The following is a 23,093-nucleotide window of genomic DNA, read 5'->3' as shown; positions in this document are numbered from 1 at the left end:
ACAGCTGAAATGAGTGTAGTGGCTCCCCAAGTTGGACTCGAACCAACGACCTACGGATTAACAGTCCGCCGCTCTAACCAGCTGAGCTATTGGGGAAGTGTAACGATAAAAAATTTTAGCGATTGGCTCCCCAAGTTGGACTCGAACCAACGACCTACGGATTAACAGTCCGCCGCTCTAACCAGCTGAGCTATTGGGGAAAAGTGTAACGGTTGTTGATGCTATTGGCTCCCCAAGTTGGACTCGAACCAACGACCTACGGATTAACAGTCCGCCGCTCTAACCAGCTGAGCTATTGGGGAACAGCATTCAACGGGGCGCAATACTAATGCCAGCTCCGGGTACTGTCAACACTTTGCTGCGCAGATTTGCCTTAGTCTGGTTTACTTGCGTATTGTTTAAGCAAATGGCGTTTTTTTGGAAGGTGGCAAGTCAGCATGCAAGCATTTTTTTAGCAGACAGATTAGCAGACCGAAAAGAAATAATCGTACCGCAATCGCTGCCAGAGCTGATGAATACGGGCTTTATTAAAGTTACCCACAGAAGTTGTGGATAAGTCTGTGCGTTACTCTGTATTTAGCGTGATTAAGCCTTATTTTGTAGGCCTTCCAAGGCGGTCAAGCTGCAAAGTGAAAAAAATAATGTCTATATAAAACAATAAGATGAGAATCTAGCTGTGGCCGGGCATTTCCCGTTAAATTATCCAAAGTGGCATAAATTAAGCAGGGCGCGAATTGTGAACTATTTGTCGCATAGCAGTGTTTACCGGGCGGTATTTATACTAATGCCACGCTTTTTAAGGGTTTACCATGGTATGGGGCGGTGCTTTTCACTACAATAGCGACTTATTTTCCAGCAGGCCGGATGTATGAGTAACCAGGCGCCGCCAGCCAATCAGATATTACAGGGCAATATCGGGACGACACTGCGAAAGATGACGATGCCGGTCCTTGCGGGCATGTTAACCCTGATGACCTTTAATCTGGTCGATACTTTTTTTATCAGTATGTTGGGCACCACACCGCTTGCCGCAATTAGTTTTACCTTTCCGGTAACGTTCACGGTGATAAGCCTGGCTATTGGTCTTAGCATCGGCACTTCCGCTATTATTGCCAAAGCTCTGGGTGCCGGCCACAACAAAGAAGCACAAGCTGACTCACTGGCTGCCTTGTGGCTTGCCACCTACTTAGTATTGGCACTCAGTTTGCTGGGTATGGCACTGATTAACCCCTTATTCAGCTTGCTAGGCGCTGAACAGAACACCTTAGGTTATATTCAGGATTATATGCTGATCTGGTTTGCCGGTGCAGTATTACTGGTGATGCCCATGGTGGGTAATGCGGTCTTACGGGCATCGGGTGATACCAAAACACCGAGCTTAATTATGGCCAGCGGCGGCGTGGTTAATGCCATACTGGACCCGATTTTTATTTTTGGCATCGGCCCTGTCCCGGCCATGGGCATGCAAGGCGCAGCGTTAGCGTCAGTAATGTCATGGGCACTGGGCTGCGGCCTCATTATCTGGCTGTTGTTTAAACGCGGCCTGTTGGTTGCACTTTGGCAACCGTTTGCCTTAGCCATTCCCATCTATCGTAAGATCCTCAGAATTGGCATGCCAGCAGCAGGGGCCAATATGCTAACGCCGCTGGCAATGGCTATTTTAACCGCGATTATGGCAAGTTACGGCGCGGCTGCCGTTGCTGCGTTCGGGGTTGGCATCAGGCTGGAAAGCCTGGCGTCATTAGTGGTGCTGGCCCTGTCGATGACTTTACCGCCTTTTATTAGTCAAAACTTTGGTGCCGATAAGTTACAGCGTGTGCAGCAGGCATATCAGCTAAGCACATTTTTTATTCTTCGCTGGCAATTCGCGGTGTATGTGTTGCTGGCGCTGCTGGCCTGGCCTATTGCCGCGATGTTTACTGACGATGCAGACGTGGCTCGCTATATTCGCTGGTTTTTATGGATAGTGCCATTGGCTTATGGGTTACAGGGCATCACCATTCTGACTAACTCTTCTTTTAATGCCCTGCATTTGCCGGTTAATGCACTATGGCTTAGTTTAATCCGCCTATTTATTTTTTATGTGCCACTGGCCTGGGCCGGCGGTAAGGTATTTGGTGTGGTCGGCGTGTTTGCCGGTTGTGTTGTTGCCAATGTTTTTACCGCAGCCATTGCCTACACCTGGTTTAACCGGGTCAGTTTATTTAAATTAAAGGAGTCTGCATGACCCGAGCATTTGAATTGGTGTCTGATTATCAGCCAGCGGGCGATCAGCCTGAAGCGATTGTTAAGCTGGTTGACGGACTGGAAGCCGGACTGGCTCATCAGACCTTGCTTGGGGTAACCGGCTCAGGTAAAACTTTTACCATGGCCAATGTCATTGCCCGGGTGAATCGACCCACCCTGATAATGGCACACAACAAAACCCTTGCCGCCCAGTTATATGGCGAGATGAAAGAGTTTTTCCCTAATAATTCGGTAGAGTATTTCGTATCATATTACGACTACTATCAACCTGAAGCCTATGTTCCCTCAACCGACACCTTTATTGAGAAAGACGCGTCGATTAACGAACATATTGAACAAATGCGCCTATCGGCCACCAAAGCGCTGATGGAACGCCGTGATGTGGTGATTATCGCCTCAGTGTCAGCAATTTATGGTCTGGGCGATCCCGAATCGTACATGAAAATGTTGCTGCATTTAAAAGTGGGCGACATCGTCGACCAGCGTTTTATTCTGCGCCGGCTGGCTGAATTGCAATACAGCCGCAACGATATTGAGTTTCAACGCGCTACCTACCGTGTCAGAGGCGATGTGATTGATATTTTTCCGGCAGAGTCTGATGAAATGGCGGTACGGGTTGAGCTGTTTGATGAGGAAATTGAACGGATCAGCGTATTTGACCCGTTAACCGGCGCGGTAGAGCAGGTGGTCACCCGCTATACCGTTTATCCGAAAACCCACTATGTCACGCCACGGGAAAAAATTCTGGCTGCGGTAGAAAATATTAAAACTGAGCTGGCTTCGCGCCGGGCCGATCTACTTAGCAACAATAAATTGCTGGAAGAGCAGCGAATTGCTCAGCGTACCCAGTTTGATATTGAAATGATGGTCGAGCTCGGCTATTGCTCGGGTATTGAAAACTATTCCCGTTATTTATCGGGCCGGGGCAATGGCGAACCACCGCCAACCTTGCTGGAGTACTTTCCCGCTGACGGCCTGATGTTTATAGATGAGTCGCACGTTACAGTGTCACAAATTGGCGCCATGTATAAAGGGGATCGGTCGCGTAAAGAAAACCTGGTTAATTATGGTTTCAGGTTACCCTCGGCGCTGGATAACCGACCGTTGAAGTTTGAAGAATTTGAAGCTATTGCGCCGCAGCGCATTTATGTATCCGCTACCCCGGCAAAATACGAGCTGGAAAAATCCGGTGGTGAAGTCATCGAGCAGGTGGTCCGGCCCACCGGATTGGTCGACCCGGTGATAGAAATACGGCCGGTCGCTACTCAGGTTGACGATTTAATGTCAGAAGCACTGGCCCGGGCCGAACTGGGCGAGCGGGTTCTGGTAACCACACTAACCAAAAAGATGGCAGAAGATCTGACGGAATACCTTAATGACCATCAAATCCGGGTGCGTTATCTGCATTCAGATATTGATACGGTAGAGCGGATGGAGATCATTCGCGATTTACGGCTGGGGGTTTTTGACGTGCTGGTCGGCATTAATTTACTGCGTGAGGGGCTGGATATTCCGGAAGTGTCGCTGGTGGCCATTCTGGATGCCGATAAAGAGGGCTTTCTGCGCTCAGACCGTTCACTTATTCAAACCATGGGCCGGGCCGCGCGTAATCTCAAAGGCAAAGCAATTTTATATGCCGATAGGATCACCGGCTCGATGCAACGGGCGATCGATGAAACCGAGCGACGTCGTGCCAAGCAAATCGCCCATAATCTTAAGCAGGGAATTGAGCCGACAGCCATTCGTAAACGCATTTCAGATGTGATGGATTTGGGCCAGGCACCCACGGCGCCGACGGCGCTTCGAAAAGTGGCTGAGCAGGTTAAGTTGATTAAAGGTAAAACGCCTTACCAGCTACAGGCACAAATAAAACAACTTGAGCAGAGAATGATGCAACATGCCAAAGATTTGGAGTTTGAGCAGGCCGCTGCGCTGCGCGATGAATTACATCAGTTAAAGCAGGCCCTGCTGGAAATTTAAACCAGAGCCAAAAAAATGGCTGTCAGCAGGCTGATTTTAAGGTTTAATAGCCGTTACTGGTCAGATGTGCCCTAACAGATTTCAGGATCTTTACTATGCAGCGTTTAACACCATTATTACTCCTGGTCTGTTCCGGGTTTATCTTAGCGGGATGCAGTGAGCCGGCTCCGGCAATTACCGAGCCGTTAGTACGACCGGTTAAGTTACATCAGGTCGGCAGTGATTCAGGCGCAGCGGTGCGGCAGTTTCCTGCGATAGTAGAGCCTACAGTCAGGGCTAATTTAACGTTCAGGGTAAGTGGTAAATTAGTCCAATTGATGGCCAGACCTGGCCAAAAAGTGCAACAGGGCGAACTGCTGGCCCAGCTGGACGATACCGATTTTAAGTTAAAATTAGATCAGGCCAGGGCCCGCTACGAGCTTGCCCAGACACAGTTTGCCCGGGCTGAACAGCTTATTGCCGAGAAACTGGTCTCTCAGGCGGTATTTGATGAATCTAAAGCGCAGTTGCAGGTGGCGCAGGCCGATTTATCTGCCGCAGAGACGGCATTAAGTTACACCGTCCTGCAGGCACCTTTTGCCGGTATTATTTCCCGCTTGCTGGTAGAAAATCATGAAAACATCGCTGCACAGCAACCGATTATGGAGTTGCAGGTGCGGGATCAGGTAGATGTGGTCATTCAGGTGCCAGAAGATGTCATTTCTAATGTGCGTAAAGATTTTGACTATCAGCCGGAAGTGGTTTTTGATTCGCACCCAATGTACCGTTACCGGGCGCAGATACGGGAATGGGATACCCGGGCTGATCCCGCTACCAATAGCTTTAAAGTGGTGTTCAGCATGGCCACGCCAACTGAATTTAATGTGTTATCCGGCATGACGGCAAATGTTATTGCCGAAGTCAGTAAAATCAATGCGGCCTATGTCGATGCGTTATTTATCCCGGCCAGTGCTATTTTTATGCCGGATGATGCCGCCCTCAGTAGCCAGCAAAGTTTTGTCTGGGTATATAACCCGGCTGATGGTGAGGTGGCGCGGCGTCAGGTGACGGTTAGCAGCTTAACCAGTGCCGGTGCCGCAATAACTGCTGGGTTGAGTGTCGGTGAGCAAATCGTCAGTGCGGGTGCCCAGCATCTTAGTGAGGGACAGCAAGTAAGGCCCTGGGTGCGTGAGCGGGGGCTGTAATAATGGATATCGCCCGCTACTTTATCCGGTATCGCACCTCGTCCTGGTTATTTGCTGCCATATTATTATTTGGTGGCATCGTGTCTTATATGGGGCTGGGCCGACTGGAAGATCCACAATTTACTTTAAAACAAGCATTGATCATTACCCAGTATCCGGGTGCATCGCCAGTGCAGGTGGAAGAAGAAGTCAGTTATCCGCTTGAAAATGCCATTCAGCAGCTACCTTATGTTCATCATGTCAGTTCGGTATCATCAGCCGGCTTATCGCAATTAATGGTAGAGATGAAAGACACCTACCGGGCGCAAGAACTGAAACAGATCTGGGATGAGCTGCGACATAAAGTCAATGATTTACAACCGCAACTGCCTCCAGGAGTGAAAAGTCCCCAGGTTAAAGATGATTTCGGCGACGTTTACGGCATTTTGTACGCAATAAGCGGCGATGGCTACCACGCTGATGAGCTGCGGGACTATGTTGATTTTCTGCGCCGGGAGCTGGTGTTGGTACCCAGTGTCGGTAAAGTGGCGGTCGGCGGGGTGCAGCAGGAACAGGTTATTGTCGAAATTTCCCGGCCCCGATTAACAGCGCTTGGTATTGCGCCGCAAACGCTGTCAGCGTTATTGCAAAGCCAGAACATGGTTGCTAACGCCGGTTCGATTAAAGTCGGACCGGATCGGTTGCGAATTTATCCAACTGGTGAGTTTGAATCGGTGGCTGAGCTTGAAAGCCTGATCATTTCCAGCCCGGATTCAAAAGAACTGATCTATCTGGGCGATGTAGCCCGGGTATACCGGGAAAACGCTGAAGTTCCGCAGCAGCTTATTCGTTTTAACGGTGAAAACGCCCTGACGCTTGGCATCGCATTTTCTGCCGGCGTCAATGTGGTCGAGGCGGGCAGTCAGGTGAAGCAACGTCTGGCAGAGCTCGAGTACAACAGGCCTGTCGGGATAACCTTAAACACTATCTATAATCAGCCAGAAGAAGTGGCAAGTTCGGTAAGCGGTTTTATTGTAAACCTGGCCGCTGCCGTGGCAATTGTCATTCTGGTATTGCTGTTATTTATGGGGTTACGCAGCGGTATTCTGATCGGGGTTATTTTACTGTTAACGGTGCTCGGTACCTTCATCTTTATGCAGCAAATGAATATTGAGCTGCAGCGGGTCTCGCTAGGCGCCTTAATTATTGCGCTGGGGATGCTGGTTGATAATGCTATTGTCATTACGGAAGGTATTTTAATCGGTATGCAGCGCCGGCTAAAACTGGCTGACGCGGCCAGTTTAATTGTTAAACAAACGCAGTGGCCGTTGCTTGGCGCCACAGTAATTGCCATTGCAGCGTTTGCACCAATTGGTTTATCCAGTGATGCGACCGGGGAATTTGCTGGCAGTCTTTTCTGGGTGCTACTGGTGTCGTTGTTATTAAGCTGGATCACTGCAATAACGCTAACGCCCTTTTTTGCCAGTATTCTGTTTAAAGATAAAATTCAGGCCGACAACGACTCACCAGAGCCGCTTTATCAAGGGCTGGTGTTCAATGTTTATCGCAGAACGTTATTGTTAGCCTTGCGCTACCGGCTGGTTACTTATCTTGTAACAGCGGTATTACTGGTGGCAGCAGTGATTGGTTTTGGCAATGTTAAACAGGTGTTTTTCCCGCCGTCTAATACACCCATTTTTATGGTCGATTTATGGCAGCCTGAAGGCACTGATATTCGTCATGCCAGTGAGGATGCGGTGCAGCTGATGAACTACCTGAGCACGCTGGACGGTGTCAGCCATGTCACCAGTACCAGTGGCCGTGGGGCCGAGCGCTTTATGCTGACCTATCAGCCGGAAAAAAACTTTGCCGCATACAGCCAGTTAATTATCCGGGCAGATGAGCGTGAGCAGCTAGCACCGTTAATGCAGCAAACCCGGCGCTATATTACAGAGCAACTACCGCGCTTGCAGTATAAGTTGCTGCGACTTGAAGTCGGGCCATCGACCCCGGCAAAAATTGAAGCCCGTTTCAGTGGCGCCGATCCTGACGTGTTACGTAATCTGGCAGAGCAGGCAAAAGCAATTTTAAAAGCCGATGGCCGGGCGGTTAGCGTGCGGGATAATTGGCGCGAGCGGGCAAAAGTGATCCGGCCACGCTTTAACGAGGCCATGGCCCGCAGGGCTGGAATTAGCAAGCAGGATATTGATGAGGTATTGCTGACCAGTATGTCGGGGCGCACCGTTGGCATTTATCGGGATGGTACGCATTTGCTGCCTATTGTTGCCCGCTCGCCTCTGGCCGAGCGTGATAATCTGGATGCCTTATACGACTTACAGGTATACAGCAATAAATTGCAACGTTATGTGCCGATCACCCAGGTGGTAACGGGCTTCGATCTGGTATGGGAAGACGCCCAGATCCAGCGTCGCGACCGTAAGCGTACGATTACCGTAATGGCGGATAACGACAATTTGTCAGATGACACTGCCTCTGCCCTGCAAGAGAGAGTCAAAGCAGATATCGAAGCTATTACACTACCAACCGGCTATTTTCTTAGCTGGGGCGGAGAATATGAAGCACAACAAAAAGCCCAGAAAGCGTTATTCAGTTCGCTGCCGCTCGGTTATCTGATGATGTTTGTGGTGACTGTGCTGCTGTTTAATTCTCTGCGCAGTGCCCTTGTAATCTGGGCCTGCGTGCCGCTGGCCATTATCGGCGTCAGCTTTGGTTTGCTGCTACTCGGTGCGCCTTTTGGTTTTATTGCCTTGCTGGGTTTTTTAAGTTTATCCGGCATGCTGATTAAAAACTGCATTGTGCTGGTCGAACAAATTAAGCTGGAGCTCTTTGAAGGTAAGGCCGCGTTTGATGCTGTCTTTGACAGTGCGGTCAGCCGCGTAAGGCCTGTAGCCATGGCTGCCATTACCACCATTCTGGGGATGATCCCGTTGCTGGGCGATGTGTTTTTCGCTAGTCTGGCGGTGGTAATAATGTTTGGGCTGGGCTTTGCCACGTTACTGACATTGCTATTTTTACCCGTGCTGTATTGCACAGTGTTTACGATTAAAACCACAGCCACAACGGTACTGCCAGAATAATCACACTCAGCCAGCGACCTTGGTGGGTTGCTGGCTCAACTGTTTCTTGTATTGCGCTTATTTTACCCGATATCACACACCTGAAAATGTCTGCTACAGTTAATGCTATTGAATAAATTACTCATGTATTTAGCATGTTGTAATGGATAGTGGGGTTTTCTGTGTCTAACGGAATCTTTTAATGGTGTGGTTGTTGTTTTTACATATCGCCGGTCTGGTGATCTGGACCGCGGCGCTGTGTATTCTATTAATATTGCTGGCGCGCAAGGCACCGAACTGGCCGCAAGTGGCTGGCAACGGAGATTCACTGGAACGGATCTGGTTTACCCGGCTGGCCAGTCCTGCTGGCTTATTCAGTATCGTATCTGGTACGTTAATATTTGTAGTACAGCAACGATTCGACAACTGGTTACTGCTAAAACTGACGCTGGTAACCGCGCTGGTAGCCTGTCATGTTACCGCCGGTTTACTTATTCTTTATCGTAAACGGCCGGAAAGTAGCAGTATCAGCGGCAAATGTACTGCTTTATTGCTGCTGGTGCTGTTGTTGATTATCAGTATTGTAGTGCTGGTGTTGCTAAAACCTCAGCAAGAGCAGTTGCCATGGTTTTTATAATCATCCTGTTACTAGTGTTAGTTGTTGGCGTCTTCCTCAAGCATGTCGTCAACATTGACCCCAACCGCATATTCGTAGACCAGCCGGCCACCAAGATAACCGGTGACAATAATCAACAAGCCACTGAGCAACGACAAATACAGCCCTTTTGGCATAATGTGCGCCGCTGCATCTGGCAGGCGCAAAATCCAGTTAAAAGTTGCCAGCGACAACAACATCACTGCCAGTATGGCATGGCACCAGCCGCTGATCAGCCGTCGGATCTGAGTAACAATCAGCAAGTCCATCATACCGGCGCAACTGGCCAGCCAGCCTCCGACAGCGCCTACGCCAGCCAGCCACAAACTGGCGCGGGCCCAGAATGGATCGGCACTGAATACAAACGCCAGATCAGAGGCAATAAGACCAAGCAGCGCCGCCACCGGGAAATGAATAAGGCCGGGATGAATAGGATGGCCAAAAATTTTAATTTGACTGTTAATGGGGTCCATCGACATATTTTAGCTCCAAAACAAATAACAGCAGCGCTAACCACAAAACGGCTAACACCCTTGCGGCAAAGTGTAGCAGTGTTCTGGCCAGCTATCCTGCTACTGAGCCTGAGCGGTTGTGGTGGGCCATTTTCAAGTCTCGACCCTAAGGGACCCGCCGCTGCGGAAGTTGCACTGCTTTGGTGGGGAATGTTTTTTGTCGCGTCAGTCGTGTTGCTGGCGCTGATTGCGCTTTGGCATTATGCGATAAAACGCAAAACAGATAAACAGCCAGTCGGTGCAACCAGCAGCTGGATTATCTGGGGCGGTATTGTACTACCTACCGTTACCATCATCGTTTTGCTGGTTGCCGGTTTGCCGGTGGGGCAACGGATGATGCCATTGTCAGATGAAAATGCCTTGCGAATTAACGTGACCGGACATCAGTGGTATTGGCAGGTTACTTACCCTGATCACGCATTGCAGATGAGTGATGTATTACATATACCGGTTGATACGCCGGTACATTTGTCGCTAACCAGTGCCGATGTTATTCACTCATTTTGGGTACCAAGGTTGGCCGTTAAACTGGATTTACTGCCGGGGCGCACTAATGTTCTGCGAATTGAAGCCTCGGAGCCAGGAATATTTCGGGGCCAGTGCGCCGAATATTGTGGTGTCGGCCATGCCCATATGCAATTTACTGTTATCGCCCATAGTCAGTCAGACTTTGCCCTGTGGCTGAAGCAAGAATCCATACAGGAGTTAACCCTCGATGACTGATAACAAATCAGGTACATCGGCGCAGGAAATTGGCCGTCAGTTACACCATATCTGGAAAAACTTGCCGGGATGGGGCAGTTTAGCAGCAGTAAATCATGGCACAATTGGTTTGCGTTTTATGGTTACCGGGCTGTTCTTTTTTCTGGTAGGTGGTGTGCTGGCCATGCTGCTGCGCAGTCAGCTTGCCTTGCCAGAGCAACAACTGGTTTCTGCTGAGACCTACAGCCAGCTGTTTAGCATGCATGGCACCGTCATGATGTTTTTGTTTGCCATTCCAGTACTGGAAGGCCTGGCCATTTATCTGATCCCCAAAATGATTGGTGCCCGCGATCTCGTGTTTCCAAGGCTGAGTGCGCTGGGTTATTACTGCTATTTATTTGGCGGCATTATTATACTGTCCAGTTTGGTGCTGGGGATAGCACCGGCTTCAGGCTGGTTTATGTATACGCCGCTTAGCAGCAGCGAATTTGCGCCCGGACCTGGTTCAGATTTCTGGTTACTGGGTATTACTTTTGTTGAGATTTCAGCTATGTCGGCTGGTATTGAACTAACTGTCTCCATTTTATGCAGTCGGGCCCGCGGCATGACGTTGAGCCGGATGCCACTATTTTGCTGGTATATTCTGGTGATGGCGTTAATGATCGTATTTGGCTTTCCGCCACTTATTCTGGCCAGTATTCTACTGGAACTTGAGCGGGCTGCCGGGATGCCGTTTTTCACGGTAGCTGCTGGTGGTGATCCCTTACTGTGGCAGCACTTATTCTGGTTATTCGGTCATCCTGAGGTTTACATTATCTTTCTGCCGGCCGCAGGCATTGTCTCAACTTTAATCCCAGTTTTCAGTGGCCGGCCAATAGTTGGTTATCGCTGGATAGTTATTGCGGTGATCCTGACCGGTTTTATCAGTTTTGGCCTATGGGTGCACCATATGTTTACTGTGGGCATTCCGCAGCTGGCACAGGCTTTCTTCTCTATCGCCAGCATGCTGGTGGCCATACCTACCGCAATTCAGGTCTTTGCCTGGCTGGCAACCTTATGGCGGGGCAAGGTGGTATTCCGGCTGCCCATGTTGTGGATAAGCGGCTTTCTGATGATATTTGTCTGCGGCGGCCTGACCGGGGTAATGCTGGCGTTAGTGCCGTTTAACTGGCAGGTACACGATACGCACTTTGTGGTAGCGCATATGCATTATGTACTGGTCGGTGGCATGTTCTTTCCTCTTATCGCGGGGTTATATTATTGGTTGCCTTTAGTTTCGGGCCGTATGCCATCAGCACTCATTGGCCGCTGGGGTTTCTGGCTAACCTTCACTGGTTTTAATACGACCTTTTTACTGATGCACCTTACCGGCTTACTGGGTATGCCGCGGCGGGTTTACACTTATGAGGCCGGCCTGGGCTGGGATGGTTTAAATCTGCTGTCATCCATTGGCGGTTTTATTATGGCCATCGGTGTGGCACTGGTGCTGCTGGATTTATTACTGCACTTTTGGTTTGGCAAGCGCGCTGAGGCCAACCCCTGGCAGGCCGATACGCTGGAATGGGCGTTAGCAATGCCACCGGCTCAGTATAACTTTGTCAGCTTACCCAAAGTGAATAGCGGCGAGCCGCTATGGCAAAACCCAAAACTTGCCGGGCGTATTGCTGATGCTAAAGAAGGCCTGGCGGATACCAGTCGGGGCAAACGGGAAACTTATGGCACCTCTGCTATCAGTGCTCAGCCACAAAAAATATTGCAGTTGCCGGGTAACTCCTGGTGGCCTTTAGCCACTGCGCTGATTTTGGCCTTAGTCTGTGTCAGTTTATTGTGCCGCTGGTATGAATTGGCCTTAGTGGCGTTTGGTATAGCCGTTATTGTGCTGCTCGGCTGGGGATGGGAGAACGGCGGACATCCGAAAGCGGCAAAGCTATCGGCACCAGACTCCAATACGTTACCGCTGGAAGTGCAAACTCTAGATGGTCCGGGCCGTTGGGGCATGATTGTTACCCTGCTGGCTAATGGTGCTTTATATATGTCGCTGCTATTTGGCTGGTTTTATTTATGGACTGCCGCCCCGCAGTGGTCAGCACCGGCTGCGGGACCGTTATCTGTCTGGTGGCTGGTAGCTTGTGGCTTACCGGCCTGCATCGGCGGTTGGTTGTTTCATAACCTATGCCAGGGCCTGGCAGAAAAAGATGATAACCGGTTACAGCAAAAGTTGTGGTTAAGCGCCGCTTTGGGTTTGTTGCACCTGCTGATTTTACTACTGCTGTTTATTGATGTGCCACTGAATTACACCAGTAGCGCCCATGATGCTGTGCTGATGGTTATTCTGCTGTACTTGCTTGGCCATGCTACGTTAACGGTAATCTTAACCGGATTACAGGCACTGAGAGTCGGCCGCGGCTATGTTAGTGCCTGTTTGCCATACGAGCCACAGGTCATTAAACCGCTATGGTTTTATTATCTGGCAGTGTACTGGCTGAGTGTTGCATTGTTCTTTTTGTTGCCACTAGGCTGGGGAGCTGCGCTATGACAACCGCTCGCTGGTTTGGCCCGGGCCACCCGGCACAACTTGTCATTGGCCTGATTATCTGGAGCATCTGGTTTATTGCTATGTATGCCGGATTGTCGGTAGTGTGCCAGCTGGCACCGCCGCCAAGGCCGCAAAGCGCTTTCAGCTGGCTTAATATTGGCTTAGCGGCGTTTAGTATAATGGTAATATTGCTGCTGTTAGTGCTTGCCTGGCGCAGTGGACGATATTGCACCGCGCAGCATCAGGCTCATGACAGCAGCAGTACGCAGCGCTTTATTGGTTACGTGAGTACCGTATTGTATCTGGCCGCAGCCGTGGCGACCGTCGCCGGCGGTTTGCCGGTGCTGGTATTGGCGCCATGCGCCTGAATGTCTTACGGTGTTCGACAATAGCGGCGCTGTTGCTCTGCTTTGTCAGCTGGCCGCTGCAGGCGCATAATCCGCTTCAAAGTGCAGGGGCCACCTTTTGGGCTGCGCTGCTGGCTGTGGTTTTGCTGAGCGTGTTCTGGCTGTTGTATAGTGTCGGCTCGCTAATGCGCTCGCCATTGTTGTCGCAGGCGCTATTGTTTCACAGCAGTGTGTTGCTGTGCGCTTTTGCTGTTATTGGTCCGCTGGACGATTGGGCAGAAACCAGTGCCAGTGCGCATATGGTGCAGCATATGTTGTTTATGGTGGTTATTCCGCCAATGTGGGCGCTTAGCCGGCCGTTAGCGCAGTTTGCTGCCGCTACCGGCAGCTTGGGCAGAGCGCTGTGGCAGCTCTTGCTGAAAATAGCCGGCTATCCGTTAAGTTTGGCATACCTGCATGCTGCTATGGTCTGGTTCTGGCATACCCCTCGTTTTTATGTATTAGCACTGGAGCATCCCTGGTGGCATCTGGTGGAGCATATGTGCTTTATCGTTAGTGCTGCGATGCTGTGGTGGGCAATCCTCAATTGTAACGAGCGTAATCGTAGCTGGGCGCTGCTGGCGTTGCTGTTTACGTTGATGCAGACCGGTTTTCTCGGTGCCATACTGACCTTTGCCGACAGCCTGCTGTACTATCCGACGCATCAATTGGCAGATCAGCAACTGGCGGGACTATTGATGTGGGTACCGGGTGGCTTGCCTTATCTGTTAGCCGCTGCCTGGTTGGGCTACCGCTGGCTAAACAGTGTCGCTGCAAATCATCAAGAACGTTAAACACAGTTGTTGTTATTCTTTTACTCCATCGGAGCAACGTCAACCGCAACGGTCAGGCTGTGCTCACCACTGCCTTGCAGCAAGCCCTTTAATGGCACCACATCGGCATAATCCCGGCCAAAGGCGACGGTAAGGTGTTGCTCGTCGGCCAGTATATTATTGGTCGGATCAAAATCTACCCAGCCAAGCACCGGATCAAATACCGCAAACCAGGCATGGGAAGCATCAGCGCCGACTAAGCGGGGTTGTCCCTCCGGGGGACGGGTTTCCAGATAGCCACTAACATAACGCGCTGGAATACCGACACTGCGCATGCACGCTATTGCCAGCTGCGCAAAGTCCTGGCATACCCCGCGCTTGTGCTTTATCACTTCGCTCAGCGGCGTAACTACGGTACTGAACTCGGGATCATACTGAAATTCTTTGAAAATTAACTGATTGATGCTCTGGGCCAGCTGCAACACATTCTGACTGTCGCTAAGCATGGGGGTTATTATTGCCCTGGCTTCTGGCAATAGCGGGATAAGCTGGCTGGCATTGCTGCATAGTTTTGCCTGCAGTGTCATACTATCGCGAGTGCTGGCCAGATGCTGCTGTAACTGCTCCTGGCTGGCACCATCCTGAATTTTCAATATATTGTCCCGTGGCAGCACCCTGACAATACTGTTTGCGGTTACCGCAAGCTGCAAATGGGGGCTTTGCAAGTGAATGAAATGCTGAGTGTTACCAAAATAATCGGTTCTCTGCTGCACTTCAGAGGGGTAAGGTTCAACATCAACCTGAGTTTGTTCAACGTGTTGATAGGCTAACTGACGGGGTGTCAGGCATGCCACGTTATAACTGTTGGCTACCGGCTGTGGATAGCTGTATTGAGTCAGATGACGCAGGTTATATTTCATATCAGAAACGCTGCCATTGGTTGTGAGTATCGATATGGCTGAAATACGATAAGGTAATCGAGTCTGATAACTGACGAAGCCGAAGTTGCAATTGTAACAGCAGGTGACTCAGCTCCAGGGCAGGTCGCTGCATTTGATCAAACAGCTGTTGCGGATCGGTTTGTTGCAGCAAGGCTAACAGCTCACTGGCTAACTGACTTTCATTGCCCTGTAGCAGACCGTTACCGGCAGACAATTGCTGCGGCGGTAACTTTTTAATCTGATGTAATAACACCGAGCATTGATAGCCCACGGAACGCGGTGTGCTGTCATCGAGCAACAATAAATCGATAATTGGTACGGGGTGCAGCGCACTATGATAACGCCGGCGGTACGTTAACAGGGTATCTGCCATGCGCAGCAGCGCTTCAAGTAAACTTGCCGAGGCAGTGGTTTGACAGAACACCGAATGCAGTAAACCGCAGGTCTGCAGTGCCCGTTCCAGGTGCTGGCCTAAATCCATAAAGCGTAAACTGTCGGTGCGGGTCATGGTTTCGCTGTTAATGCCATAAATTGCTGTTTGCAAAAGAATAATTTCATCGAGGGTGCGCAGTAACAATGCCGGTTGTTGCCAGTCAGGCTGAACTGGCCAGCTGTAAACGGCACTTTGCAGTCGGTCTAGCACATACCAGGTATCCTCACCGAAGTATTCCCGGACAGACTGGGCATTAAATAACAGGTTTTTCAGCACCGCGACCAGCCCTTGCGGATTGCTGCCAGAAAATAACGGTTCCAGTAATGACTCAACGCTGGCTTGTGGGTTGGGATCCGCCCCATTAGCCTGCAGACAAAACTGCAGTAAGGCTTTGGCATCGTGTTGGCCCTGCGCCGGATCATCACCACTTAGCAGCGGTAATGCCGCACGTAACGCCCGGCAAATCAGATTCAGTCGCTCGTTATAGCGACCAAGCCAGAATAAATGATCAGCCACTCTGCTGGATAATAAGCCCGCCTGGCGCGATAACGTAATGGTATTACTGGCACTGTGCAATAAGCTGCTGCTATGGGCTTTTTCTGCCAGCACCCAGACATCTTTGGCATTAAATTGTTGATTAAACCCTTGTAACAGCTCGGTTTGCAAGATTAACGGATCATGAGCCGTCCGGCCCAGTGCGCCCGGCAACACCGAAATGTTATGCTGGTGGTCCAGCAGACTAAACAGGCGTAAGGCGCCGGCTTGCAGCTCTGAGCTGCCACTGACCGTGCGGCAGGGTAGCTGGCTTAACGGTAGTATCTGCCTGGCAATATAAGCCTGAGGCTGTTGTTTAACCTGCTGCCAGCATGCCGCCAGCTCTTGATCATTTAACTGGTGCAACACAAATTGCCGGTCACTGCCAATATGCGAAATACAAAAGTGCTCGGGTTGTTGTTGTAATCGGTTTAACGCTTCGCTATCGCCACACCATAGGGCATTCACACTGGCCAGTTGCAATGGTTCATCCAGCAGAAACTGACAAGCTTGTGCCATAAAAGGCAATAACGCTCCGGATTCAAGCACTGCACTGCCTGGCGGGTTGGCGCAAAAAAGCTGACCTTGCCGGATACCTTGCAGCATGCCGGCACAACCACTGCTGGCCGGCGCCAGTTCCAGCGGATCGCAGCTGTTGTCGTCCAGATAGCGCAGCACGCCGTGGATAGGCTGCAGGCCACTTAATGTTTTCAGCCACAGTTTGCCACTTTTAAACATTAAGTCTGCACCGTGCACCAGGGCAATATCCAGATAATTAGCTAAGAAAGCATGTTCAAAGTAAGCGGTATCCCGCCGCTGGTGGGTAAGCAGGGCGGCCAGCTGTTGCTGATCGCTACTCTGGGCCGGTTGTTGCAACAATTGCTGCAACTGACGAAAAAAACCGGCCAACTGGGTTTTTTTAATCTGAGTGTTCAACTCAGTGGTAGTGTGGTTAAAGGCCAGCCGGTGTTCCAGCACATGGCCTAGGCCTGCCGGTGCCCGGCTGACGTCATTGTAAACACAAAAGCTGCCATCGCTGTTACGGCCGACATCACAGGCAAACAGAGATAACCAGGGCTGATCCACGACCAGATCGACACAGGGCAGCAGAAAATGGTCATTAAGGTAAATGACATCGGCAGGAATAATGTCGTGTTGTAGTAATTTTTGCGGTCCATACAAATCAGCAAGTACGGCGTTAAGCAACTTATGACGCTGGCTAATGCCATTTTCCAGGGTTTGCCACTCTTCACTGGCAATCAGCCAGGGTTGCAAATCCAGCTGCCGTGCTGAGGTATGCCAGGGATCGACCGCAGCACCATTTTCCCGTAGCTGGTGCTGCAATTCGTTATGCAACTGGTTAAGCGCGAAATCGTTTTGTTGCTGCCACCAATGTTGCATTGTTTGCCACTGGGGTAGCGCCTGCCAGTGTTGCTGTTCGTTGCATGCCGGCTGCGCTGGGTTTAAGGTCATAAGACTCCTGTAATAAACGTCTGTTGCCATCGGGATAAAGCTTGTTGGCCTGAGTAACCCTGTCAGGCTGACAGCTGCTGGCTTTGCTGGCTGCTCTTTGGCTCTACTATCACCTGGTGCAAATTGATAATACCGGTTTGGATGTTATCAATCAGCTGATGCAGTTGTTCTGTTGATAAATCAGTTAGCGGCTGCGCTTTTAGCAGTGCCTGTAACGCATGTACCTGCTCCAAAATACTGTTGCTGTGTGGCAGGGTTCTGGCAGAGGCCGCCACCCGGTTTAAGCAATACGCAATAGAGCGCGGGAAATCAGCATAGGTTAACAGGTAATCGATGGCATCGACATCGCCACTTTGCTCTGCAACATAGTAATGATAAGACTCTATGCCACCCAGGGCATTGAGAATAGAAGTCCAGCGAAATTTTGGTCGTTTTATCTGGGTAGGCTGCAGTTGTTGTAACACCAGCACATCCATAATACGGGTGGTCATATCTGCGCGTTCTAGTAGCCGGCCACTGTTAAACAGGTCAAATGCATCACCGCGTAACATCACTCCATCTAATACGCCAACCACCATCTGGCAGCGCCGGCTGACTTCAGTCATCAGGTTGTAACGGTGCTGTCTGCCCTGCAGCTGCTGACAGTGTTGCTTTAAAAATAAGTCCAGTTTATTCAGCTCTTCCCACATATCCCGTGGAATAAGCTGGCGGATGGTGCGGGCGTTAAATTTCAACTGGCTGCAGGTATACCGAATAGACACCGTACTGTCTTTGTTAGTGATTAAATGCGACATCACTGCATTTTCAATACTCGATTGCTCTGGCTCTGCGTCGGCGGGTAGTTGGTAACTATCCAGTGCTTTGGTGCTGTTCAGTCCCATGACATCCAGTAATACCGGCCAGCTGAATTTCGTATCTTTATGGCTGTCGATCAGCAAATGGCTGGTAGCGTTGACCAGGCGGGCCGTGTTATCTAACCGCTCCAGATACCGGCCAAGCCAGAAAATATGTTCAACTGATTTTAATAGCATGGGTTATACCTCATCATTGATGATCCAGGTGTCTTTACTGCCGCCACCCTGGGAGGAATTGACTACAAGGGAGCCTTTGGTTAGTGCAACCCGGCTTAAACCGCCGGTGGTGCAGTACAGTTCTTCCCCCTGTAAAATAAAGGGGCGCAAGTCAAGATGGCGTGGCTCTAACACCTCACCACACAAAGTGGGCGCGGTTGACAGATTTAACGTGGGCTGAGCAATAAAATTGCGGGGGTTCGCTTCAATAGCGGCAGCCATTTCTTGTTGCTCGGCCAGGGTAGAGCGGGGACCGATTAATATGCCGTAGCCGCCAGACTCGTTAGCCGGTTTTACCACCAGTTTGTCAAGGTTCGCCAGCACATAACTTTTTTGTTTTGGATCGAGACACAGGAAAGTTTCAACGTTATCGATAAGGGGCTGTTCTCCCAGGTAATAATCAATAATTGCCGGCACATAGGCGTACACCACTTTGTCGTCTGCGACACCGGAGCCCGGGGCATTGGCAATAGAAACATTGCCTTTAGCCCAGGCTTTGATAAGACCTGGAATACCGAGTACCGAGTCAGGCCGGAAGGCTTGTGGATCAATAAATACATCGTCGACCCGCCGATATATCACATCTACCCGTCGTTTACCGCGCAGGGTTTTTAACCATACCACGTCATCCTCGACATACATATCGTGGTTTTCTGCAAGTTCAATCCCCATTTGCTGGGCCAGAAAGGTATGTTCAAAATAAGCAGAGTTGTAAATTCCCGGCGTGAGCAACACGATGCAGGGCACATCACCCTCACGCGGCGATAAAGATGCCAGCATTTTCCATAACTGATGCGGATAATCATCTACCGGAAAAATAGTTGAGTCAGCAAATAGCTCCGGAAATACTCGTTTCATTACGGTACGGTTTTCCAGCATATAGGATACGCCAGAAGGCACCCGTAAATTATCCTCCAATACCAGAAACTTACCGCTGCCATCGCGCACTAAATCGGTGCCACATATATTGGCCCATGCCTTATAACGGGGCGACACACCCTGGCATGCCCTCAGGTAATTGCGGGACTGTAGCACCAGTTCGCTGGGTACAATGCCGTCTTTCAGAATTTTCTGGTCATTATATAAGTCATCGATAAACAGATTAAGGGCATGCAAACGCTGTTTCAGGCCATCGCTGGTCAGCTGCCATTCGCTGCTGGGAATAGTGCGTGGCATCACATCCAGTGGCCAGGCCCGGTCTATATTGTCACCATCGGCATACAGAGTAAAACACACACCCATGTCGCTAATAGTCTGATTTATTAATGATTGTCGTCTGATTAATTCGCTGGGGCCATGTTTATCAATAAAACGGGCAATAGCAACGGCGGGGCGTCGAATACTGCCATTGGCACTAACAAGTTCATCAAAACAGCCGTCTGTTAGCGGATAGCCCCCCTGGGTAAAACTGGTCGAGCTCATAGGCAACTCCTTGTCAGGCACAGTGATAATATTGCGCATTATTCAATTAGTTAAGAGGTTAACTGTAGCAAGGCTTATGCCATAGGGCCAATCTGAGACTGAAGTCTTTTTGCTAATACAAATAAAAAAGCCCCGCCGGTTCACCGGCGGGGCTTTTTAAAGCACGCTTCCTACTTAGTTTTTAGCAGCAGCGGCTTTCTTTTCTTTTTCTTTGGCAATAACGGTTTCAGCTACGTTGCTCGGGCACGGTGAGTAGTGCGAGAACTCCATAGAGAACTGGCCGCGACCAGAAGTCATGGTGCGCAGTGAGCTAATGTAACCGAACATTTCTGACAATGGTACGTCAGCTTTGATCCTTACACCAGTAACACCGGCTTCCTGGCCAGAAATCATGCCGCGACGACGGTTTAAGTCACCGATAACATCACCAACATGATCTTCCGGGGTAAATACGTCAACTTTCATGATTGGCTCAAGCAACTGGGCGCCAGCTTTAGGAATTGACTGACGGAAAGCGCCTTTAGCAGCAATTTCGAACGCGATTGCTGATGAGTCAACGGCGTGGAAACCACCGTCAAATACTTCAACTTCTACGTCTAATACCGGGAAGCCAGCCAGGGTACCGGTTGACATCATTGACGCAAAGCCTTTCTCGATAGCAGGCATAAACTCTTTTGGTACGCTACCGCCAACTACTGTTGACTTAAAGCTAAAGCCAGAGTTCTGCTCGCCTGGACGGATACGGTAATCAATTTTACCGAACTGACCTGAACCACCAGATTGTTTTTTGTGGGTGTAGCTGTCTTCAACTTCACGGGTAATGGTTTCACGGTAAGCAACCTGTGGCTGGCCTACTACTAACTCTACGCCGTATGTACGCTTCAGAATGTCGACTTTGATATCTAAGTGTAATTCACCCATACCTTTAAGGATGGTTTCACCTGAATCAACATCAGTTTCAACGCGGAAGGTTGGATCTTCAGCAACCATCTTACCGATAGCGATACCCATCTTCTCAACTGAACCTTTATCTTTTGGCGTTACAGAGATAGAGATTACTGGCTCTGGGAATACCATTGGCTCAAGAGTACAAGGGTGCTTAGGATCACACAGGGTGTGGCCGGTCTGAGTGTTGTTCTTCATACCTACCAGGGCAATGATGTCACCCGCCTGAGCAGAAGTAAGGTCGATACGGTCGTTAGCGTACATCTCAACCATACGGCCGATACGCTCCGTTTTACCGGTAAATGAGTTAAGGATGGTATCACCCTTGTTCAGTACACCAGAGTAAATACGGATAAAGGTCAGGGCGCCGAAACGGTCATCCATGATTTTAAACGCTAAGGCGCGGAATGGCTCATCAGCAGATACGATAGCGTGCTGGCCGTTCTCGTTACCTTCTTCGTCAGTCAGTGGCTGCGGAATAACTTCAGTTGGGCTTGGCAGATAATCAACAACAGCATCCAGCAATAATTGCATACCTTTGTTTTTAAAGGCAGAACCACAGTATGTTGGGAAGAATGCCAGGTCACGACAACCTTTACGGATACAACGCTGAATGTCTTCGATAGACGGCTCTTCGCCATCCATATAGGCCATTAACAGGTCGTCATCTTGCTCTAATGCGGTTTCGATTAACTGCGTACGGTACATTTCAACGTCATCAGCCATATCTGCTGGTACGTCAGTCACTTCGTAGTTTTCTGGCTGGCCGGTTTCATCCCAGACGTAGGCTTTCTGAGTTAACAGGTCAACAACGCCTGAAAAAGTATCTTCACGGCCGATAGGCAAGGTCATGATAAGCGGGTTAGCGCCCAGCACTTTTTTAACCTGCTCGGTAACACGGATAAAGTCAGCACCGATACGGTCAAGTTTGTTAACGAAAATCAGACGTGATACTTCAGCATCGTTAGCATAACGCCAGTTGGTTTCTGATTGTGGTTCAACACCGCCAGAGCCACAGAATACGCCGATACCGCCATCCAGTACTTTTAATGAACGGTAAACTTCTACGGTAAAGTCAACGTGTCCCGGGGTATCGATAACGTTGAAACGGTAACCTTTCCAGAAACAGCTTACGGCTGCAGACTGGATAGTTATACCGCGCTCAGCTTCCTGCTCCATGAAGTCGGTGGTTGATTCACCTTCGTGAACTTCGCCTAACTTATGAATTTTACCGGTCAGTTTAAGGATACGTTCGGTAGTCGTGGTTTTGCCGGCATCAACGTGGGCGAAGATACCAATGTTTCTGTATAAGGATAAATCTGCTGACATAGTAATCTCAATAAGCTAGGGTTTGAAAATAGTGCGACAATATACAGGATTTTAAAAAGATTTGCAGAGAAAAAATGTTGTCGCTTGCTAATTTTTTATCCATGCTGTCAACGCTGCCTGACATACGATTTTAAACAGCTGTGAGGCCAGCACCAGCCTCAGGATTAATAATTAAGGAGAATGAATGAAAACACTCATCAGTATTTTATTGTGCGTTAGCGCTTTTACCGCATTGGCGAGTAACGGTTTGCCGGCAAACCGCCATGTGACGGTGCAGGGCAGCGCCGAACTGACCACCAGACCCGACAAAGCGCTGATTTCTTTTGACGTATCGAGCATGCAAGCGACTGCACTTGAAGCAAAAGCTGATGTTGATAGCCGGGTAAATCTGTTTTTAGAGGGGTTAAAAGATTATGCGGTAAAAACCGAAGGGGTGACGGCTTCCAATTTATTAACCGAACCTCATTATATTTATACTGACGGTAATGAGCAGCAATTAGCCGGTTATCGTGCAGAGCGGTCGATAAAAGTAGAGCTGACAAATATCGACCAGCTGAATGAGCTAATTAACTTCGGTTTAAAAGTACAAATTAATCAAGTGACCAATATCCAGTTGCAGGCTTCTGACAGCGACGAAATGCAAACCAAAGTTACGGCCATGGCGGTAGCAAATGCCAAAGCAAAAGCGCAGGCGCTGGCCAGTGCGTTTGATGCCAGACTGGGTCGTATTTACAGTATTAATTCTAATACTCATCGTCAGCAGGGTGGCTATGAACGCATTGAAGTAACCGGCTCCAGGCTGGGTGCCGCCGATGTAGCGCCGGGCCGTTACTTACAAGCCACGGTAAAGTTTACTAGTACGGTAGACGCAGTATTTGATTTAACGGTTGAGTAACGCCTGCCTGGGGAGGTGGC

16 protein-coding genes and 3 tRNA genes are annotated in these 23,093 nt (G+C 49.8%); 10 read left to right on the top strand and 9 right to left on the bottom strand.

All coding sequences use genetic code 11. The features are described from left to right. Window positions 1-19: 19 nt before the first annotated feature. From B2X65_RS03660 to B2X65_RS03650, 3 genes are all read right to left on the bottom strand, one after another. Window positions 20-96, bottom strand: a tRNA-Asn gene (locus tag B2X65_RS03660). Window positions 97-123: 27 nt separating this feature from the next. Further along, window positions 124-200, bottom strand: a tRNA-Asn gene (locus B2X65_RS03655). Between the two features lie 25 nt (window positions 201-225). Continuing rightward, window positions 226-302 (bottom strand) — tRNA-Asn (locus B2X65_RS03650). Window positions 303-868: 566 nt separating this feature from the next. On the opposite strand from B2X65_RS03650, the gene B2X65_RS03645 reads away from it, so the two are divergent. The 5 genes from B2X65_RS03645 (at window position 869) to B2X65_RS03625 (ending at window position 9,104) form a co-directional block, all read left to right on the top strand. Further along, window positions 869-2,227, top strand: coding sequence for an MATE family efflux transporter (locus B2X65_RS03645; protein ID WP_290610731.1), 1,359 nt, complete (start codon window positions 869-871; stop codon window positions 2,225-2,227). Continuing rightward, the gene (uvrB, locus tag B2X65_RS03640; protein ID WP_290610730.1) at window positions 2,224-4,227 is read left to right on the top strand and encodes an excinuclease ABC subunit UvrB; all 2,004 of its coding nucleotides are present in this window, start codon (window positions 2,224-2,226) and stop codon (window positions 4,225-4,227) included. Before B2X65_RS03645 ends, uvrB begins: the two co-directional genes overlap by 4 nt. A gap of 95 nt (window positions 4,228-4,322) precedes the next feature. Then, on the top strand, window positions 4,323-5,411 hold the full coding sequence (locus tag B2X65_RS03635; protein WP_290610728.1) for an efflux RND transporter periplasmic adaptor subunit: 1,089 nt from the start codon (window positions 4,323-4,325) through the stop codon (window positions 5,409-5,411). A 2-nt stretch (window positions 5,412-5,413) separates the two neighbouring features. After that, window positions 5,414-8,488, top strand: coding sequence for an efflux RND transporter permease subunit (locus tag B2X65_RS03630; RefSeq protein ID WP_290610727.1), 3,075 nt, complete (start codon window positions 5,414-5,416; stop codon window positions 8,486-8,488). Between the two features lie 181 nt (window positions 8,489-8,669). Beyond that, a complete protein-coding gene (locus B2X65_RS03625; protein WP_290610726.1) occupies window positions 8,670-9,104 on the top strand; it encodes a CopD family protein in 435 nt (144 codons plus the stop codon). Window positions 9,105-9,121: 17 nt separating this feature from the next. Here the strand turns inward: B2X65_RS03625 and B2X65_RS03620 are convergent, their stop codons facing one another. Next, the gene (locus B2X65_RS03620; protein WP_290610725.1) at window positions 9,122-9,601 is read right to left on the bottom strand and encodes a DUF2231 domain-containing protein; all 480 of its coding nucleotides are present in this window, start codon (window positions 9,599-9,601) and stop codon (window positions 9,122-9,124) included. A 54-nt stretch (window positions 9,602-9,655) separates the two neighbouring features. Here B2X65_RS03620 and coxB point away from each other — a divergent pair, with 54 nt between their 5' ends. Genes coxB through B2X65_RS03600 form a run of 4 tightly spaced genes read left to right on the top strand, consistent with a single transcriptional unit; the run spans window position 9,656 to window position 14,052 of the window. After that, window positions 9,656-10,357 carry a cytochrome c oxidase subunit II gene (gene coxB, locus B2X65_RS03615; protein WP_290610724.1) on the top strand — a complete coding sequence of 234 codons (702 nt, stop codon included), beginning with the start codon at window positions 9,656-9,658 and terminating at the stop codon, window positions 10,355-10,357. Continuing rightward, a complete protein-coding gene (ctaD, locus tag B2X65_RS03610) occupies window positions 10,350-12,872 on the top strand; it encodes a cytochrome c oxidase subunit I (RefSeq protein WP_290610722.1) in 2,523 nt (840 codons plus the stop codon). The genes coxB and ctaD overlap by 8 nt, the downstream gene beginning before the upstream one ends. Beyond that, on the top strand, window positions 12,869-13,240 hold the full coding sequence (locus B2X65_RS03605; protein ID WP_290610721.1) for a hypothetical protein: 372 nt from the start codon (window positions 12,869-12,871) through the stop codon (window positions 13,238-13,240). The genes ctaD and B2X65_RS03605 overlap by 4 nt, the downstream gene beginning before the upstream one ends. Continuing rightward, complete coding sequence (locus B2X65_RS03600) at window positions 13,231-14,052, top strand: cytochrome c oxidase assembly protein (protein WP_290610720.1); 822 nt, start codon at window positions 13,231-13,233, stop codon at window positions 14,050-14,052. The genes B2X65_RS03605 and B2X65_RS03600 overlap by 10 nt, the downstream gene beginning before the upstream one ends. Window positions 14,053-14,072: 20 nt before the next feature. Here the strand turns inward: B2X65_RS03600 and B2X65_RS03595 are convergent, their stop codons facing one another. From B2X65_RS03595 to fusA, 5 genes are all read right to left on the bottom strand, one after another. Next, a complete protein-coding gene (locus tag B2X65_RS03595; protein ID WP_290610719.1) occupies window positions 14,073-14,951 on the bottom strand; it encodes a transglutaminase family protein in 879 nt (292 codons plus the stop codon). 1 nt (window position 14,952) lies between these two features. Beyond that, window positions 14,953-17,412, bottom strand: a complete 2,460-nt coding sequence (locus tag B2X65_RS03590; RefSeq protein ID WP_290610718.1) for a circularly permuted type 2 ATP-grasp protein — start codon at window positions 17,410-17,412, stop codon at window positions 14,953-14,955. A gap of 62 nt (window positions 17,413-17,474) precedes the next feature. Further along, window positions 17,475-18,443 (bottom strand): alpha-E domain-containing protein, encoded by a 969-nt coding sequence (locus B2X65_RS03585; protein WP_290610716.1) that lies wholly within the window; start codon window positions 18,441-18,443, stop codon window positions 17,475-17,477. A gap of 3 nt (window positions 18,444-18,446) precedes the next feature. Continuing rightward, window positions 18,447-19,904, bottom strand: coding sequence for a circularly permuted type 2 ATP-grasp protein (locus B2X65_RS03580; RefSeq protein ID WP_290610715.1), 1,458 nt, complete (start codon window positions 19,902-19,904; stop codon window positions 18,447-18,449). Between the two features lie 174 nt (window positions 19,905-20,078). Continuing rightward, on the bottom strand, window positions 20,079-22,184 hold the full coding sequence (gene fusA, locus B2X65_RS03575; RefSeq protein WP_414631408.1) for an elongation factor G: 2,106 nt from the start codon (window positions 22,182-22,184) through the stop codon (window positions 20,079-20,081). Window positions 22,185-22,362: 178 nt separating this feature from the next. Between fusA and B2X65_RS03570 the strand changes: the two genes are divergently transcribed. After that, a complete protein-coding gene (locus tag B2X65_RS03570; RefSeq protein WP_290610713.1) occupies window positions 22,363-23,073 on the top strand; it encodes an SIMPL domain-containing protein in 711 nt (236 codons plus the stop codon). Window positions 23,074-23,093 lie beyond the last annotated feature (20 nt).

Origin of the sequence: Arsukibacterium sp. UBA3155 (assembly GCA_002364615.1) — a bacterium.
Classification (GTDB): domain Bacteria; phylum Pseudomonadota; class Gammaproteobacteria; order Enterobacterales; family Alteromonadaceae; genus Alishewanella.
The sequence above is the reverse complement of the archived record's forward strand: the minus strand, read 5'-3'. Positions and strand labels throughout refer to the sequence as shown.

Bases quoted from the DNA above. Each gene is read 5' to 3' on its own strand.
- B2X65_RS03605 (WP_290610721.1), top strand. From the start codon at position 12,869: ATGACAACCGCTCGCTGGTTTGGCCCGGGCCACCCGGCACAACTTGTC.
- B2X65_RS03580 (WP_290610715.1), bottom strand. From the start codon at position 19,904: ATGAGCTCGACCAGTTTTACCCAGGGGGGCTATCCGCTAACAGACGGC.
- B2X65_RS03645 (WP_290610731.1), top strand. From the start codon at position 869: ATGAGTAACCAGGCGCCGCCAGCCAATCAGATATTACAGGGCAATATC.
- B2X65_RS03585 (WP_290610716.1), bottom strand. From the start codon at position 18,443: ATGCTATTAAAATCAGTTGAACATATTTTCTGGCTTGGCCGGTATCTG.
- B2X65_RS03595 (WP_290610719.1), bottom strand. From the start codon at position 14,951: ATGAAATATAACCTGCGTCATCTGACTCAATACAGCTATCCACAGCCG.
- B2X65_RS03630 (WP_290610727.1), top strand. From the start codon at position 5,414: ATGGATATCGCCCGCTACTTTATCCGGTATCGCACCTCGTCCTGGTTA.
- uvrB (WP_290610730.1), top strand. From the start codon at position 2,224: ATGACCCGAGCATTTGAATTGGTGTCTGATTATCAGCCAGCGGGCGAT.
- B2X65_RS03620 (WP_290610725.1), bottom strand. From the start codon at position 9,601: ATGTCGATGGACCCCATTAACAGTCAAATTAAAATTTTTGGCCATCCT.
- ctaD (WP_290610722.1), top strand. From the start codon at position 10,350: ATGACTGATAACAAATCAGGTACATCGGCGCAGGAAATTGGCCGTCAG.
- B2X65_RS03625 (WP_290610726.1), top strand. From the start codon at position 8,670: ATGGTGTGGTTGTTGTTTTTACATATCGCCGGTCTGGTGATCTGGACC.
- B2X65_RS03570 (WP_290610713.1), top strand. From the start codon at position 22,363: ATGAAAACACTCATCAGTATTTTATTGTGCGTTAGCGCTTTTACCGCA.
- B2X65_RS03635 (WP_290610728.1), top strand. From the start codon at position 4,323: ATGCAGCGTTTAACACCATTATTACTCCTGGTCTGTTCCGGGTTTATC.
- B2X65_RS03600 (WP_290610720.1), top strand. From the start codon at position 13,231: ATGCGCCTGAATGTCTTACGGTGTTCGACAATAGCGGCGCTGTTGCTC.
- B2X65_RS03590 (WP_290610718.1), bottom strand. From the start codon at position 17,412: ATGACCTTAAACCCAGCGCAGCCGGCATGCAACGAACAGCAACACTGG.